Annotated in this window: 16 protein-coding genes and 1 rRNA gene; 1 reads left to right on the plus strand and 16 read right to left on the minus strand. The window is 25.2% G+C overall.

Annotation, left to right across the window (positions count from 1 at the left end; genetic code table 11):
- The 14 genes from LW893_RS05250 to LW893_RS05315 form a co-directional block, all read right to left on the minus strand.
- Positions 1–72: ribosomal RNA gene (locus LW893_RS05250) — 16S ribosomal RNA — on the minus strand; the annotation flags it as partial.
- 309 nt (positions 73–381) lie between these two features.
- Complete coding sequence (locus tag LW893_RS05255) at positions 382–846, minus strand: pyridoxamine 5'-phosphate oxidase family protein (protein WP_233056254.1); 465 nt, start codon at positions 844–846, stop codon at positions 382–384.
- Positions 847–1100: 254 nt separating this feature from the next.
- The gene (locus tag LW893_RS05260; RefSeq protein WP_233056255.1) at positions 1101–1901 is read right to left on the minus strand and encodes an NAD(+)/NADH kinase; all 801 of its coding nucleotides are present in this window, start codon (positions 1899–1901) and stop codon (positions 1101–1103) included.
- An 82-nt stretch (positions 1902–1983) separates the two neighbouring features.
- Positions 1984–2601: a V-type ATP synthase subunit D gene (locus LW893_RS05265; protein WP_233056256.1), complete on the minus strand. Its 618-nt coding sequence runs from the start codon at positions 2599–2601 to the stop codon at positions 1984–1986.
- A 1-nt stretch (position 2602) separates the two neighbouring features.
- Positions 2603–3973 carry a V-type ATP synthase subunit B gene (locus tag LW893_RS05270; RefSeq protein WP_233056257.1) on the minus strand — a complete coding sequence of 457 codons (1371 nt, stop codon included), beginning with the start codon at positions 3971–3973 and terminating at the stop codon, positions 2603–2605.
- Between the two features lie 9 nt (positions 3974–3982).
- Positions 3983–5758 carry a V-type ATP synthase subunit A gene (locus LW893_RS05275; protein WP_233056258.1) on the minus strand — a complete coding sequence of 592 codons (1776 nt, stop codon included), beginning with the start codon at positions 5756–5758 and terminating at the stop codon, positions 3983–3985.
- A 27-nt stretch (positions 5759–5785) separates the two neighbouring features.
- Positions 5786–6388, minus strand: coding sequence for a V-type ATP synthase subunit E (locus LW893_RS05280; RefSeq protein WP_233056259.1), 603 nt, complete (start codon positions 6386–6388; stop codon positions 5786–5788).
- Between the two features lie 11 nt (positions 6389–6399).
- Positions 6400–6708, minus strand: coding sequence for a V-type ATP synthase subunit F (locus LW893_RS05285; protein WP_233056260.1), 309 nt, complete (start codon positions 6706–6708; stop codon positions 6400–6402).
- A gap of 9 nt (positions 6709–6717) precedes the next feature.
- The gene (locus LW893_RS05290; RefSeq protein WP_233056261.1) at positions 6718–7140 is read right to left on the minus strand and encodes an ATP synthase subunit C; all 423 of its coding nucleotides are present in this window, start codon (positions 7138–7140) and stop codon (positions 6718–6720) included.
- Positions 7141–7150: 10 nt separating this feature from the next.
- Positions 7151–9133, minus strand: coding sequence for a V-type ATP synthase subunit I (locus LW893_RS05295; protein WP_233056262.1), 1983 nt, complete (start codon positions 9131–9133; stop codon positions 7151–7153).
- Between the two features lie 24 nt (positions 9134–9157).
- A complete protein-coding gene (locus LW893_RS05300; RefSeq protein ID WP_233056263.1) occupies positions 9158–10198 on the minus strand; it encodes a V-type ATPase subunit in 1041 nt (346 codons plus the stop codon).
- Complete coding sequence (locus LW893_RS05305; protein ID WP_233056264.1) at positions 10188–10514, minus strand: hypothetical protein; 327 nt, start codon at positions 10512–10514, stop codon at positions 10188–10190. The genes LW893_RS05300 and LW893_RS05305 overlap by 11 nt, the downstream gene beginning before the upstream one ends.
- Positions 10515–10808: 294 nt before the next feature.
- The gene (locus tag LW893_RS05310; RefSeq protein WP_233056265.1) at positions 10809–11066 is read right to left on the minus strand and encodes a zinc-ribbon domain-containing protein; all 258 of its coding nucleotides are present in this window, start codon (positions 11064–11066) and stop codon (positions 10809–10811) included.
- A gap of 168 nt (positions 11067–11234) precedes the next feature.
- The gene (locus tag LW893_RS05315) at positions 11235–11714 is read right to left on the minus strand and encodes a hypothetical protein (RefSeq protein WP_233056266.1); all 480 of its coding nucleotides are present in this window, start codon (positions 11712–11714) and stop codon (positions 11235–11237) included.
- A gap of 254 nt (positions 11715–11968) precedes the next feature.
- Between LW893_RS05315 and LW893_RS05320 the strand changes: the two genes are divergently transcribed.
- Complete coding sequence (locus LW893_RS05320; RefSeq protein WP_233056267.1) at positions 11969–12283, plus strand: hypothetical protein; 315 nt, start codon at positions 11969–11971, stop codon at positions 12281–12283.
- An 84-nt stretch (positions 12284–12367) separates the two neighbouring features.
- Here LW893_RS05320 and LW893_RS05325 read toward each other — a convergent pair whose 3' ends face one another.
- Together LW893_RS05325 and LW893_RS05330 are read right to left on the minus strand one after the other, a co-directional pair.
- Positions 12368–13987: an ATP-binding cassette domain-containing protein gene (locus tag LW893_RS05325; protein WP_233056268.1), complete on the minus strand. Its 1620-nt coding sequence runs from the start codon at positions 13985–13987 to the stop codon at positions 12368–12370.
- 64 nt (positions 13988–14051) lie between these two features.
- Positions 14052–15740, minus strand: a complete 1689-nt coding sequence (locus LW893_RS05330; protein WP_233056269.1) for an ATP-binding cassette domain-containing protein — start codon at positions 15738–15740, stop codon at positions 14052–14054.
- Positions 15741–15796 lie beyond the last annotated feature (56 nt).

Below are 15796 nucleotides of genomic sequence, written 5' to 3' on the forward strand. Positions count from 1 at the left end.
ATCACGTTCGACTTGCATGTGTTAAGCACGCCGCCAGCGTTCGTCCTGAGCCAGGATCAAACTCTCTATTAAAAGTTCGTCTGCTCTCGCTGACTTTTTTGTTACACCAAATTATTGTTTTTCTTTGTACTCTCAAAGTTTTTATCACTGTTTACTTTTCTTGGTTCATTGTCGCAATACTCTTGCGACTTTGATATTATAGCACCTATTTTTTAATTTGTCAACACCTTTTAAAAATTTTTTTAAAAAGTTTATATGTGTTTTATAATTATTAAATAGTTTTTTTAATATCTTGCACCATAAGTGCTTTAATATTATATCAGTCATATTTATTATCGTCAATACCATTTTGACATATTTTTTTACTTTTTTTAGTTTTTTTTATTTTTTTCTACCTTTAGTAGAAATCTCATCTATGTTTATTTTTAGTATATAGATTTTTTCAATGTTTTTTTCTATATATTTAATTCCTGATTCTATAAAGTCTGGAGAATATTTATATAATATTGATTGTATTCCTATGTTTTTTTCTACGTCATCAACTATTGAAATTTTTCCAAATACAATTACAGATATATATTTTGTCGAAAACTGGTTTGGTAATCTCTCAACTTTATCTACCACCGTAAAAGAAATTTTAGAATTTTCTTTTATATTTTTTAATTTATGTCCACCTTGATTTGTACAATGAATATATATTACATCATTATAGTATGCATAACTCACTGGTATTCCATAAGGTTGATTACAATTATCAGATGTTGAAAGCACTCCATACTCTCCGTTTTTTAGTAATTCTTTTCCCTCTTCTACACTTAGTTCTCTATCTTTTCTTCTCATTTCCATAATTTTACCCCTTTACTATTTTTTTCTTCTTACATTTTTAAATAACAAAAAAGATAAGCTAAAAGCTTATCTTTTTTGTTTTATATCGGAACATTATATGAAAAAGCAACTAAATAAACTCATTGTCATTTGTTTTATAATACAATCTTTTATTTACGCTTTATATCTAATTACATTATATCATATTTATTTATAATTTCAACAATTTACTTATATTAATTTTCTATAGATATACGTTTAATTATAAGATTTTCTTATAAGAACTTATCTTTCATATTTATCCAATACCAATTTTCATTGAATACTAACTTATATAGTTTAAATAGTGATTTTTTAAATTCAAAATATTCTACATCTGTATAGTCTTTTTCAATTCCATCTATAACAAAGCTTATTTTCTTATGTTGATTTTCTAATGGAACAATTTTTAATGTTGATGTATCAGGAATTACTAATGAATTTGAAATTGTTCTATATACTTTTGAGAATATTGGTGCTAAAGGAGTTAATTGAAACCCTCTTAGTGTTGGGTACATTATACTTCCTCCGGCAGACATATTATAAGCTGTACTTCCTGAAGGAGTTGATATAATTAATCCATCTCCTGCAAATGTCTCAAGATGATTTTCATCGATAAATATATCTAAATGTATAACTTCCGAATTATTAGACTTTATTACAAAATCATTTAAGCATTTATTAGTAAATACTATATCATTAGTTTTTAAATCACAATCTAGTAATCTAATCTTTTCTACAAAGTATTTTTGTTCTAAATAATCATCTATAAATTTCTCAATTTTATCAAAACTAATTTCTTGAAAAAAACCAAGCGTTCCTGTATTTATTCCTACAAAAGGAATTTTTGGAAAATTTGAATTATGTACTCCTCTTATAAACGCTCCATCTCCACCTATACAGATATTTAATTCAGCTTCTTCTCTATATTTTTGAGATACTTCAAACCCTTTTTTCTCAAATAATTCTTTGGTTTTTATAAAAGCCTTTAATGATTTAATATTATCATTAAAGAATATATTAATCAATCTTTTCATAATTTCACCTTTTATTTTAATCTATAAAAGTATTTTATCATATACAAACTATATTAGCAAGAAAAAAGGAGCTTTAGCTCCTTTAAATTTTCTTCTTTTTCTTAATTTTTTTTAATCTATAAAAATCTTCTCTTTCTTTTTCCTCAAGAACTTCTGAAATATATTTTTCAGTTTCTTCAAGATTTGGAATTTGAATTTTATCTAAAGCATTTGCCCTTTTTTGATTCTTTTTTATTTCTATAGATAGTTTATAAACTGTGTTTTCAGTTTCTGAAAGTCTATATACTAGTCTTTTAATTTTTTGAAATATTTTTATGGCTTCATCAATTGCTGGGCTTGTCATATACATTCCATAATGAGGTCTTAAAGTTCCATGCTCATATTTTACACTCGGAACATCAAGTCCCATAATAGATTTATAAGAAATTTCAAAATTTTCAGACTTATCTATTGATAGAGAAATGTCTTGAACATTCATAACTCCCATAGTTATATTTGCCTCTTGTAAAATTGAATATGCTCTTTCAAATAGTACTTTTACATCTTCTTGAATTTCCTTTGCTTTTTCAATTTGTTGCATCATTTCTTTTATAAGTACAGTTCTTTTTTTATCTATTAGATTATAGCCTACTTTAGATAATTTTAAATCGTCTTTAATTTTTAATAGATTTGATTTTGTAGGAGCAATATTTTGAATCATATTACCACCTTCCGTATTTTTCTATATATTTACTTTCCAATCTATCTAATTCAATTTTAGGGAATAGTTTGAATAAATCCCAAGCAATATCAAGTGATTTTTCAATTGTTCTGGATTCATCAAAGTTTTGGTTTAAAAAGTTTTGTTCAAACTCCCTACCGAATTCCATATAAATTTTATCTATCTCTGTTAAATCATCTTCCCCAATTATTTGTGATAGCGAACGAACTTCTATAACCTTTGAATAAAGAGCGAACAACTGAGATTGTACTTGATCATGATCTTCTCTTGTATATCCATCTCCAATACCATCTTTCATAAGTCTTGATAGTGAAGGCAAAATATTAACAGGTGGATAAATATTCTTTTGGAATAATTCCCTTGATAAAACTATTTGTCCTTCAGTAATAAAACCTGTAAGGTCAGGAATTGGATGAGTTATATCATCATTTGGCATAGTTAAAATAGGAATTAATGTAATTGAACCTTTCTTTCCCTTTACCATTCCGGCTCTTTCATATAAGGTAGAAAGATCTGAATACAAATATCCCGGGTATCCCTTTCTACTAGGAACTTCTTCTCTTGCAGAAGAAATTTCTCTTAAAGCCTCTGCATAACTTGTAATATCAGTCATAACTACCAAAATATGCATTCCTTCTTCAAAGGCAAGATATTCTGCAGCAGTTAATACAGTTCTAGGCGTTGAAATTCTTTCAACAATTGGTGCATCAGCAAGATTTATATATGAAACAACTCTGGAAGATGCTCCTGATTCTTCAAAAGCACTTTTAAAGAACTCATAATCATCATATTTAATTCCCATTCCTGCAAATACTATTGCAAATTTATCATCAGAATTTTTTAATTTAGATTGTCTAACAATTTGAGCTGCCAACGCATTATGTGTCAAACCATTTGATGAAAATATTGGAAGTTTTTGTCCCCTAATTAAAGTAGTAAGAGTATCAATTGCAGAAATTCCAGTTTCCAAATAATCTCTTGGATATTCTCTTGCAACAGGATTCATAGGTCTTCCATTTACATTATATTTTTTCTCTGAAATAATATAATCTCCATTGTCAATTGGTTCTCCTACACCATTAAAAGTTCTTCCTAAAATATCTTTACTAAGACAAATTTCAAGCGGAGTTCCTGTAAAAGTAACAGCAGAATTTTGTGTTGAAATTCCGGTTGTACCTTCAAAAACTTGAGCAATTACCTTATCTCCTTGAATTCTAACAACCTTGGCTCTTCTTTTCTCTTTACCGTCTATTACAATATCCATCATTTCATCATAGCTGACATTATCTACACCTTTAAGTACAATCAAAGGTCCATCTATTTTTTCCAGTTTTAAATATTGTCTTTGCATAATAATCACCTACTCTCCCTGATTTTCATCTATCAAAGCAGCATAATAGCTATTAATTTTTGAATTTAAGATTTCAAATGCTTCCTCATATTTTTCATTTGGAATATTATATTTCATCTTTATAACTTCTTCAAACAAATCATCATTTTTTATACGAGTAAGGGCAACTTGTTGTTTTACTGCTAAAGTACAATTCATATATAAATTATCTATTACTTTTAACATTTCAAATTGTTTTTTTAAAGGAACATAACTGTCTGTTTCATGCATTGCATTTTGTTGTAAAAATCCCTTTTTCAAAACTTTTGCAATTTCTATAACTATTCTTTGATCATTTGGTAAAACATCTTCTCCAACCAATTGAACTATTTGATTTAATTTGTTATCTTCTGAGAGAAGTTCCATCATCTTTGCTCTTATTTTCAATAGTTCTGGTGATACATTTTCATCATAATATTCTTTAATTAATGAAATATATCCACTATAACTTGTAAGATAGTTTACAGCAGGATAGTGTCTTATATATGCTAAATTCTTATCCAAACCTATAAAGGCTGAAACAAATCTTTTAGTATTTTCAGTTACCGGTTCAGAAAAATCTCCACCAGGAGGTGAAACTGCTCCGATTACAGTAATAGAACCTTCTTCTTTTGAGAGAGTCTTTACATAACCCGCTCTTTCATAAAATTGTGCAATTCTTGAAGGAAGATATGCAGGATAGCCTTCTTCTGCAGGCATTTCTTCAAGTCTTCCTGAAATTTCTCTCAACGCTTCTGCCCATCTTGAAGTAGAATCTGCCATAATAGCAACATGGTAACCCATATCTCTATAATACTCCGCAATAGTTATTCCGGTATATATTGATGCTTCACGAGCAGCAACTGGCATATTAGAAGTATTTGCTATTAAAATGGTTCTTTCCATAAGCGGTTTTGAAGTTCTTGGGTCAATTAACTTTGGAAATTCCTCAAGAACATCTGTCATTTCATTACCACGTTCTCCACAGCCGATATAAACTATAATATCAGCATCAGACCATTTTGCAAGTTGATGTTGAGTCATAGTTTTTCCTGTACCGAATCCACCCGGAAGAGCAGATGTACCACCTTTTGCTATTGGAAAGAAAACATCAAGTACTCTTTGTCCTGTAATTAAAGGTTTTGAAATTGGCATCCTTAAATTTGTAGGACGTGGAATTCTAACTGGCCATTTATGATACATTTTTAAATTGTGAATTTTCCCATTTTCGTCTTTTATTAATACTAAATTTGTTTCTAAATTATATTTTCCTGAAGGTAAAACTTCAATTACTTCACCACTAACAGTTGGTGGAACTAAAATTTTATGTTTAATAAAACTTGTTTCTTGTGTTGTAGCAAAAACTTCCCCAGATGACAACTTATCTCCAACTTTAACAAGTATTTCAACATCCCACTCTTTATCCTTGTCTATTGAAATCAATCCAATTCCTTCAGCAATAAATTCTCCTGTCATAGAATATATTTTTTCAAGAGGTCTTTGAATACCATCAAATATATTTCCAATAATTCCTGGACCCAATGTTACTGAAAGAGGAACATTGGTACTTTCAATTGTTTCTCCTACTTTTAAACCCTGTGTTTCTTCATAAACTTGTATAGTCGCTACATCTTCGTCAATAGATATGATTTCTCCAATTAATTTTTTATCCCCAACCAAAACCATATCTCTAACTTTGTAAATTTCCATACTATCCGCTTTAACAACAGGACCATTTATATCAATTATTTTAGGTATATTACGCATTACCTTTCTCCTCATTACAATTATTAATTAATTGTTTATTCCAATTTCTTTTTTTAAATTTGCTAAAATTTTTTGGTATTTTGTCGTTAATAGAAAATCGAGAGAATAATTTAATCTATAAGTTTTTTCCACATTTTCTATTTCAAAACCTCCAACTTTTATATCAAGACTTTTTTCAACCTTGATATCTCCTAAGACATTTTTTATTATTTCCTTATCTCTTTCAAAACTTTTTTCATAAACATAAACAATATCATTAGAATTTATTTCTGATTTTACATTTTTTAAAGTATTTTTTAAATATGATACACCTTTTTCAGTCATATATGAATTATTCAATTCTTCTTTAAGAGCTTTAAAAAATTCATCATATATTTCTTTATTCGTATTTAAAATGATATCTTGTCCTTCTTTTAAAGTTTTTGAACGAATTTTATCTGATTTACTTTCAAGTTTTGCCCTATAGTCTCTCTTTAATTTTTCTATTTCTTCGTATTTTTTAGCTTTATATTCTGTAATTAATCTCTCAGTTTCAGAAGCAATTTTTTTTAATTCTTCATTATACTTTTCATCAATTTCTTCATTTAGTATTCTTTTAAATGACTCTATCTTATCTTCAATTGTTATCATAAGATTTCTCCTTAAATATTAATTCCTATTGATTCGTTTATATAGTTTGTAATGAAATTTGGATCTCTTTTCAAACCTGTTCTATCTGGTATCTCAACTATAAGTGGAAAAGTATTTTTTAATTTAACTTCCATAACTTCTTCGCTAATAAGGTCAAAAATATTTTCAGTTAAAATTAAAATTCCAATTTCCTTATTATTTAGACAATCATTAAATTCTTCCAAAGCCTCTTCTCTAGTCTTTAAAACAACTCCAGTTATACCAGCTAATCTCATTCCTACAAGTGTATCTGTATTATCAGATATAAGATAACTTATCATAAAATTCTCCTAAACTCTTTGTAAAATCATAATTGAAATTATAAGTCCGTAAATTGCAATACCTTCTGCAAGTCCAAGAATAATAAGTGTTTTACCTAAAATTGAAGAATCTTCTGAAACAGCACCGATTGCTGCTGAGCCTGCTTGACCAACACCAATTCCTGTACCAATTGCTGCAAGACCAGTTGATAAGGCAGCTGCTAAATATCCCATTCCACTCGCTGAACTTGATGTACTTTGTGTAGTTTCTGCTGCAAAAGCAATATCTGGAACAAGTCCCATTAAAAATAAAGCTAAAATTGAAATGACATTAATTGCTATTGCCTTTTTCAATCCTGATTTTGTTGTTTTCTTTCCTTTTCTTAAATAAGAAATACCTGTTAAAATAGTTGTTCCTATTCCTAATGTTATTAATAATAAAGTAATTTTCATAATTTTCCTCCTAATTTTCTTCTTTTAATTCTACTTTTAACGGTTCATAATTAATTCCTTCACCATTAAAATATTTACTAAATAATTCATAATATTCCAATCTTATCGCTTGAATGAAAACTATAAGTCCTTCAAGACAAACTATGAATATATTTCCTAAAACAATCATAAATATATTTCCAATACTTGAACCCAGCATTTGTCCTAAAGCATGAAATGCCATAAAAAGTCCAACATGGTTAATCGCAAAAGCTCCAACTCTTATAAAAGAAAGTGTATTTGAAAAGAATCCCATTACAGTTTCAAACATTTCAAATCCGCTTTCAACAGGAGAGAATTCTTCTTTTTCTTCTATTTTACTAATCATTGGAACAAGTTTAGGTTTCATAAACATCAATGTTGAAGTTACAACCAAAATTACAACACTTATTATTGTAATCATTGAAGATACATTTATACTTACATACTTTTTTAACAAAACAGTATTTAAAACTATTACTATAAATGAGATATAGAATAAAAATCCTGATAACCCATTTTTATCAAAAAATAATTTTCCAAATTCTTTTCTCATCTTTAAGTTTCTAAAGTTGATAATATATGCAATTAATATCATTAAAATACCAAGTCCAATTGTTGCGACAAGTATTGTGTTAATATCATTCATCGGCCTTATAATTAAAGCTGGAATTAATTCTTCAATTCCAAAAACACTTCCATATACAAAACCGAAAAACATTGATGAAAAACCAATTCTTTGGATAATCTTTGCTATTACACCAAGTTTTTTCGACAATAACATTCCAGCGATTACAAAAATCAAACCCTGCCCTACATCTCCGAACATCATTCCAAACAAAAGCAAATATGTTATTGCAAAAAACGACGTCGGATCTGTTTCCTTATAGTCAGGAATTGAATACATCTTTACCAAAGCTTCAAAAGGTCTTAAAATAAAATTATTTTTTAACTTTGTAGGTATCTTAAATTTTGAAGGAATTTCATTGTCATCTTCAAAATATATCAAAGCACTTTCTGAAACTTTCTCTACTGAATTCTTTATACTTTTAACTTTAGATTCAGGAACAAAAGCACTTAATAAAATAAAATTTTTACTTTCAGCAATATGTCCCTCAAGTTCCTCAATCTTTTCAATAATTTTATATCTATAATAAAAACCTAAAATATCTTGCAAATATTTATCCTTAAATTCAGCTTTTTCTTTTAAAATTTCATCCTGTTCTCTTTCTAAACTTTCCAATTCAGCATTTTTATTTTTAATAAAATCCTTAAAAGAAATATCTACATTAGGAAGTTCAATTCTATCAAAGGACAAAGAACGAATAAAATATTTTGTATCTTTTGCATAAACGGAAGGGGTGAAGATTATTACAGTTTCTCCATAACTACTAGTTCCTAAATGCACAACTATTCCATTAATATTTTCATAATTTTCCTTTAATTTTATCCAAGAATTTTTTGAAATTTCTCCCATATCAAAATTAATATGTTTTAAATTGTAAAACTCAGATATTTTCATATCACTATCAGAAAAATATTCAACAGCATTTAATAATATTTTAATTTCTGCTCTCCTTTTCCTGTTTTCGTCTTCTCTAGACTTTATTGAAGAAGATTTTACAGATATATCATCTAATAATTTAAGTTTTTCACTGTAATTTAATTCTTTTAAATCATTTAAAGTAACATCATCTTCTTTAATGTTAAAAAAATCAAACATTTGATCTAAAAGTTCTTTATACTTTCTCTTTTTAAAAACTTTTTCTCTATGATATGGCCTTATCTTATCAACAGCAACACCCATATCATTAAAAATCCCTATTTGAGAATCCATATACTTCATTGTGAAATTTTCTGAATTTTCAGCATTTGTAATATGAATCGAGCCATTCAAAACAATTTCTCTAAGAATACTGTGAGCATCCTGTTTTAAAGCAACAAGATTCATCATTTTCATTTTTTCAACAGCCAATTTAACACCCCCTAACTAACTAAATTAATGAATATTAATTAGATATTCTTTTACTTCACTTTTACTTAATTTATACTTATTCGCTTCTGCTATTCTAATTAAATTTTCATTTTGAATATTTAACTGAATAATAAACTTGAGCAAAGTCGAAATTGAATTATCATAGTCTTTAAGTTTCTTTAAATGGCTAAGATAAACATATTCTTTAATATTTCTATTTGAAACAATAGTATTTCCATTTGCATCTTCAAGAGTATGTCTTAATTTAGTTTTCTTTATCTTCTCAACAATAGCCTCAACGCTATCACTATATATTAAGTCCTTTAAAAAATCGCCTTTAATAAACTTTCCAAATCTTAAACTATAACTATAAATCTCTTCATTTGGTAAGTCATAATACTTTTTTGCTCTAATTATCCATTGAAGATTGATTGTATCTATTAAAGTAGAAAAATAATCATTAAAGATAGCCTGACTTGATTTTGATAATTTATCTATAGCATTTTTCATAGTTAAAAAATACAAACTATCTAATTTCATTTCAACATGAAAATGTAGTCTAAATATATCATCATCCGTTAAAGAGGCAACTGCTTTTTTGTAAATTGTGCTTTTTAATACTTCAAGTGCCTGATTAAAATTATCACAATTTATAAGCTTCGCATAATCAATATGTTTATTTTTCCTATACATTATTGTATCTCTTTCCAAGTCAATCTTTTCATTTTCAACAATACTTCTAAGAATTATTTTTAAATCTTTAAATTCATACTTCATAAGCATTGCTTCTATAATTTTTTTATCCTCACCAAAAAGGAAAAATTTTAATCTACCAAGCAACTCAGCTTCAATCTTATTGAGCATAAATTCTGTGTCATATCTATTTCTCATAGATCTTTCTTCATACATAGGAATTTCGTATTTATATAGTATATTATTCTTTAAATAATCCACAATCTCATGCCTTTGTTCAAAAGATAAAATTTTGTCATAATCAGATTGCTTTAATATTCCTTTTCTTAAAACTCCAATTTTAGCATTAATTGAATGAAAGTTATTCCCCATAAAACTCACCACTTTCCAAAAGGGAACTAGCAATATTTTTAACCAAGTTTTCCTTTTTATCTTCAAAAACATTTTTTATCTCTAAAGATTTTTTGTTATATTCTTCAAGTTTATCCTTATCTTCATGCTCAATTTTAGAAAGATATAGCTTAAGATTTTCTTGTTCTTCTTCTAAAACTTTATTGTACTCTTCATCAATAACATTAAGTCTTTCTTTTCTATCAAGAAGTAACTTTTGTTTTTCAGCTTCTAATTTCATTTGATAATCCTCAGCACCCTTATCAATATCAAATATATTTTTTATAAAACTTTCCATAAATGCCTCCTTTCTAAAATTATTAAATTTTTAAAAATTTCTCCAAAACAAAAGCGCATTCGTAAAAATGCACTTCCAAATTTGCGATAATAAAAAATAAACTTGTTTACGGTATGATGAACTCAACTATAAACAAATTTGATAATTTATTTTTATTAAAATATAATGTTTTAAGCTAATCTACAATAAGCTTATTTAAAATAAGTTTATCTTCATCATAAGTAAACTATATGATATTTTTAATATTACAATAAGTTAAAAAAATATTTTTTAAACTATTTTAATAACCAATAACTATTTATCAGATAATTCAATCATTGGCATTATTCTATCAGAGTTTTTATCATCTACACTAATTCCCCATCCACAAACTGGGCAAGATAAAAATTTCTTTGATGAAAACGGAAAAATTGGTATAAAAAATAATGTAAACCATTTTTTATCATTATAAAGTGTCCATATTGAAGTATTATCACAATGATCACAATGACACGCTTCTTTTGTTTGACCTATTTTTTTGCTTCTTACTTTAGATCCATAAAAAATTATCATTTTACCTCCTAAATACCATAATTTATATATAGTATTATATACTCTTTAAAATTTCAAAAATATTTTTCAAGAACTATTTTCAGCTCTCTTGAAAACATATATATTATACACCTATGTTTTTATAAAATCAAGCATTTAAATCACAAAATATAAAAGTTTGTGAAAAAATTAATTTCTAGCTTTTAACTTAATATAATTACTATCTTCTTTATAATTTTTACAAAACTTTTCATATAATTTAATTAAACTTTTTTCAGAAATATCTTTTCTTTTATAGTTAAGCAAATAATATTTATTTTTAAGATTAAAATCAATCCTTGAAGTTTTTGAATAAACAAAAAGAAATATTTCATTTCCATTAAATTCAGTTTCTACAGAAGGTGAAGATTTTTCTGTATCTTCCATTGTAATTTTAAATCTAAATTTACAATCAGAAATTAGATTAAAAAACTCTTTTTTATCCTCATCTGACTCTAAATTTGCAGTATATCCACTTCCGTCAAAATATACTTTAATTACTTCATTATTTACAATTTCATTTTTTAAAGAATGTAATTCATATTTATATCTTAAGAATATTGATAAAAATATTATACATATTAGAGCCAAAATTATTAATATGGTTTTAAAAAGTTTCTTATTTTTCATAATCAAAATTCCTCCTAAAATTCTTCTCGTACAACTTACTTATATTATATAGCTAAAGTTTTTATAAAGTCAACTAATAATATTCATTATAATATTAAAAAACTATTGAATAAAAAAATATATATGATATAATTGCTTTAAATATGTATATATCATGTATTATGTATACTTAATTATTTTAATGGAGTATAGAACCATGGAGAAAATATATAGATGCAAGATGCAATTATTTTTCATTATGAAAGGAGAATAGTGTGAAAACCCTAGTTTTAAAATATATTGATAAGAAAAATATTTCAATAATAACTTTGATTATAGCATTTTTATCAAGAATCATTGGAGGTATGATTACTAATAAATATCTATCATATCTACCATATATTAATAAACATTCATTTTTTATAGACTTAATTGGAATTTTTCTTCCACTAATTTTAAGTACAATAAGTATAATGAATTTAAAGCATCTTAACAATAAAAAAATGGAATTTTTATTTACTATATTAAATATAGTTCTTCTTTTATCAATTCCTTCAATCTATTCAGATATTCTAAAATTAATAGATTAATAAAATAAAAAAGCGGATTATATATACTATATCTAAAAAATATAATATATAATAATCCTCCTTTTTCACTCTATAAGATATTAATTATAAATAATTTTGTTTTTGTGCATCCCACATTTTTCTATAATAATCACAATTTTTTAATAAATTGTTATGAGTATCATAAGCTAAAATTTCTCCGTCATCTAAAATTAAAATCTTATCTGAAAATTTTATGCTACCCAATCTATGAGTTATAATTACACCTGTTTTGTCAGATAAAATTTTTTTAAAAATATCGTAAATATCTTTTTCAAAAATAGGGTCTATTTCTGCTGTTGGTTCGTCTAAAACTAAAAAATTACTATCTTTATAAATTCCTCTACAAATAGCAAGTTTTTGCCACTGCCCTCCTGACAGTTCCAGTCCTCCTATTTCTTTTCCTAATAGTTTTTCGTAATATTCACTTTTAAATCCCATTGATTTCATAATAGCAAAAGAATCCGCACTAGATTCACTGCCTAACTCGATATTATTTCTAACATCTAAAGGATATTTACAAAAATCTTGAAAGACAACTGAATTTTTTTCAATTAATTTGTTAGATTCGGACTCACTTGGCTTATATAATCCAAGTAAAATCTTTGCCAGAGTACTTTTCCCAGAACCATTTTTGCCGACTATAGCAATAATCTCTCCTCTATTTATCTTCAAATTTATATTTTTAAAACAATAATTTTTAGCATTTGGATATTTGAACTTCAAATTAGATAATTCTACAGAATTATCATTATGCAAGCTTTCTTTTTCAAATTCTAAGCTCATAAATTCAAAGTATGGTACAGATAATTTTGAGAACATCATAATATATCCTTGTAGCGAAAAAATTTCTTCAATAAATTTTGAAATTATATTTACACCAACTATAACGATAATCAAATTACCGATATCATTGGTATTTATATAATCGAATGTAGCCAGTAGATATATTGATATTTTTCCTAAATATATTAATAATTTCGAAATTAATTCTATGAGATATATCTTATTATTCAAAATAGAAAACTTCTTATTGTGTTCATTAAATGCCTTATCTAACTTTCTTAAAACAAAATCTAAGGTACTATATATTTTAAATTCTGCATAAGTTGAATCTTCTAAAACACAATTCTCAATCTCTTTTTCTCTTCTTTCATATAAGTTCAATTCTAAACGATATTTAGTAATATATCTTCCTTTAAAATAATTTTCTAAAATTAAAGGCAATAAAATTAATATTATAAAAAATAAATACTTTATATTAATAAAAATAATGAAATTTGAAATTAATACAATATTCAAAATTAAACCAAAGTATGAAATAACAGTCTCTACAAGTCTAAATATATTTGTACTACAAACTGTTGCTTCATGAATTTTTTCATTTATAATATTTTTTTCATATTCTATAATTTCAATTTCAGAGCACTTTTTTTGAATTTTTGTTTTTAAAATTTTTTCAAAATTTGGAATTAAGATATATTGTATATAGTATCTATCAAAGTAAATTTTCTTTATAGCTATTATAAATAAAAATGTAACATATGGAAAAAATGAAAAAACAATATTCTTAAAAAAAATATTAAAATTTTCATTTTTAAAAATAACTATCCCTTTAAAAAATTCTCTAGTATAAATCATACCAAACATATAAGTCAAAGCGGTTATCATTGTAACTAATATCATAATAAATAACTCTTTTCTATATGTACTATAAAATAGATTAATGCACCTAGATATCATCTTTATATTAGTCAAAAATTGATTTTTGAATTTCATACATTTCAAAATATTTTCCTCCATAAGAAATTAATTCATTATGTGTTCCCGATTCTATCAAATCTCCATCTTCAATCAATAAAATTATATCAGTATATTTAACAATTCCAAGTCTATGAGAAATAAATATATTTAAGCTTCCAGAAATTTTATCTTGTATATTTTTATAATATTCTAATTCTAAAAAAGGATCTAAATTAGAAGTAGGTTCATCAAAAATGAAAACTTTTGATTTTCTCAAAAAAACTCTATTAAAAAATATATTTTTCCACTGACCACCTGAAAGATTAACATTATTATTGTAATTAATACTGGTGTATGAATCTATTCCATCATTAAAATTCTCAACAAATTCAATAATGCTCTTATCTATGTCTAAATCTCCTTTTTGAGATTCTTCTAAAGTTATATTTTCAAAAATAGTAAATGGATACTTTTTAGGATGTTGAAAAAGCACAGAAAATATCTTTGACTTTTGTTCTAATGATATATCATTTATATCAACACCACCTATTCTTATATTTCCCTTTTCAACTCTATACAATCCTAATAGCAACTTAATTAAAGTACTTTTTCCTGAACCATTTCTACCTAAAATTGAATAATTCTTTCCAAACTCAAAGGTAAATGAAAAATTCTTAATTATATATTCTTCTGAATTAGGATATCTAAAGAAAACTCTATCAAATTCTATATTATAATTACTTAATTTTACATCTTTCTTTGCTAATTTTTTCTTTGTAATAAATTCGTGATATAAATCAATACCATTTAAAAAATTAAAATAATCTGATATTTTATTTAATTCAGTACCAATTATTTCAGTTATTACAATTAATCCACTATTTAACAAGTAAAAATAGGAAATATTAATGCTTCCCAAGTTATATAAATATAAACTTACAATCAGCATAAATAATACAAGAAAATAATTAGAAACTTCATATAAAAAATCAAATTTCAGACGATTTTTAGCATCCTTTAAATTTTCATTAATAGCATCGTCATACTTATGTAAAAATATCTTATTATAAAAATTAAAAACATTAAATATTTTTCTTTCATTGGAATGTTCTTTATCTATCAATATATTATTTATTATATTGTGTTCCTTACAATTTTCCATATATTTAATCCAAATATCTTTAGACGCTTTTAGTTGATTATTCTTTAAATACAAAACAAAAGCAATTACGAATAAATAAATTATAAACATATATACATTAATATAAAAAATAATAAGCAACACAAAAAGAGCTAAAAACAAATTTACAATAGTTTTATAGCAATCTTTAGAAATTTTTATATAATTTTCAATATAATTATTTACTACAAATATTTTATTCTTAAAATCTACACTTTCAAATTCTTTAAGCTCAATATTTTCAAAAGATTTTAACATATTTAATTTCAAGACTTTTTTATGTTTTTCTCCATTCTTTTCTAAACTGTAATTTACAAAAATATTAAAAAATTCTCCGAAAATAAAAAACAATAAAACATATAATAAAACAATTATATCTTCTTTTCTCTTTATTGTTATAATTAATGGAAACATTGAAATTAAAATTAATCTGTCTAGTGATACAATCAAAGAAGCAAATATAACAATTATTTTTTTATTGATACAATTCTTAAAAACTTGAATGAATGACCTCATTAATTCCCCCAACTCCCTATTATATATTTCCATATAATTATATTTAAGCAAAATAT

The organism is Parvimonas micra, from assembly GCF_021300775.1.
Taxonomy (GTDB): domain Bacteria; phylum Bacillota; class Clostridia; order Tissierellales; family Peptoniphilaceae; genus Parvimonas.

Excerpts from the sequence above, each read along its gene's own strand:
- LW893_RS05285 (WP_233056260.1), bottom strand. The coding sequence starts at position 6,708 with ATGATAAGTTATCTTATATCTGATAATACAGATACACTTGTAGGAATG.
- LW893_RS05260 (WP_233056255.1), bottom strand. The coding sequence starts at position 1,901 with ATGAAAAGATTGATTAATATATTCTTTAATGATAATATTAAATCATTA.
- LW893_RS05270 (WP_233056257.1), bottom strand. The coding sequence starts at position 3,973 with ATGCAAAGACAATATTTAAAACTGGAAAAAATAGATGGACCTTTGATT.
- LW893_RS05280 (WP_233056259.1), bottom strand. The coding sequence starts at position 6,388 with ATGATAACAATTGAAGATAAGATAGAGTCATTTAAAAGAATACTAAAT.
- LW893_RS05310 (WP_233056265.1), bottom strand. The coding sequence starts at position 11,066 with ATGATAATTTTTTATGGATCTAAAGTAAGAAGCAAAAAAATAGGTCAA.
- LW893_RS05315 (WP_233056266.1), bottom strand. The coding sequence starts at position 11,714 with ATGAAAAATAAGAAACTTTTTAAAACCATATTAATAATTTTGGCTCTA.
- LW893_RS05305 (WP_233056264.1), bottom strand. The coding sequence starts at position 10,514 with ATGGAAAGTTTTATAAAAAATATATTTGATATTGATAAGGGTGCTGAG.
- LW893_RS05330 (WP_233056269.1), bottom strand. The coding sequence starts at position 15,740 with ATGAGGTCATTCATTCAAGTTTTTAAGAATTGTATCAATAAAAAAATA.
- LW893_RS05265 (WP_233056256.1), bottom strand. The coding sequence starts at position 2,601 with ATGATTCAAAATATTGCTCCTACAAAATCAAATCTATTAAAAATTAAA.
- LW893_RS05290 (WP_233056261.1), bottom strand. The coding sequence starts at position 7,140 with ATGAAAATTACTTTATTATTAATAACATTAGGAATAGGAACAACTATT.
- LW893_RS05255 (WP_233056254.1), bottom strand. The coding sequence starts at position 846 with ATGGAAATGAGAAGAAAAGATAGAGAACTAAGTGTAGAAGAGGGAAAA.
- LW893_RS05325 (WP_233056268.1), bottom strand. The coding sequence starts at position 13,987 with ATGATATTAGTTACAATGATAACCGCTTTGACTTATATGTTTGGTATG.
- LW893_RS05275 (WP_233056258.1), bottom strand. The coding sequence starts at position 5,758 with ATGCGTAATATACCTAAAATAATTGATATAAATGGTCCTGTTGTTAAA.
- LW893_RS05300 (WP_233056263.1), bottom strand. The coding sequence starts at position 10,198 with ATGGGGAATAACTTTCATTCAATTAATGCTAAAATTGGAGTTTTAAGA.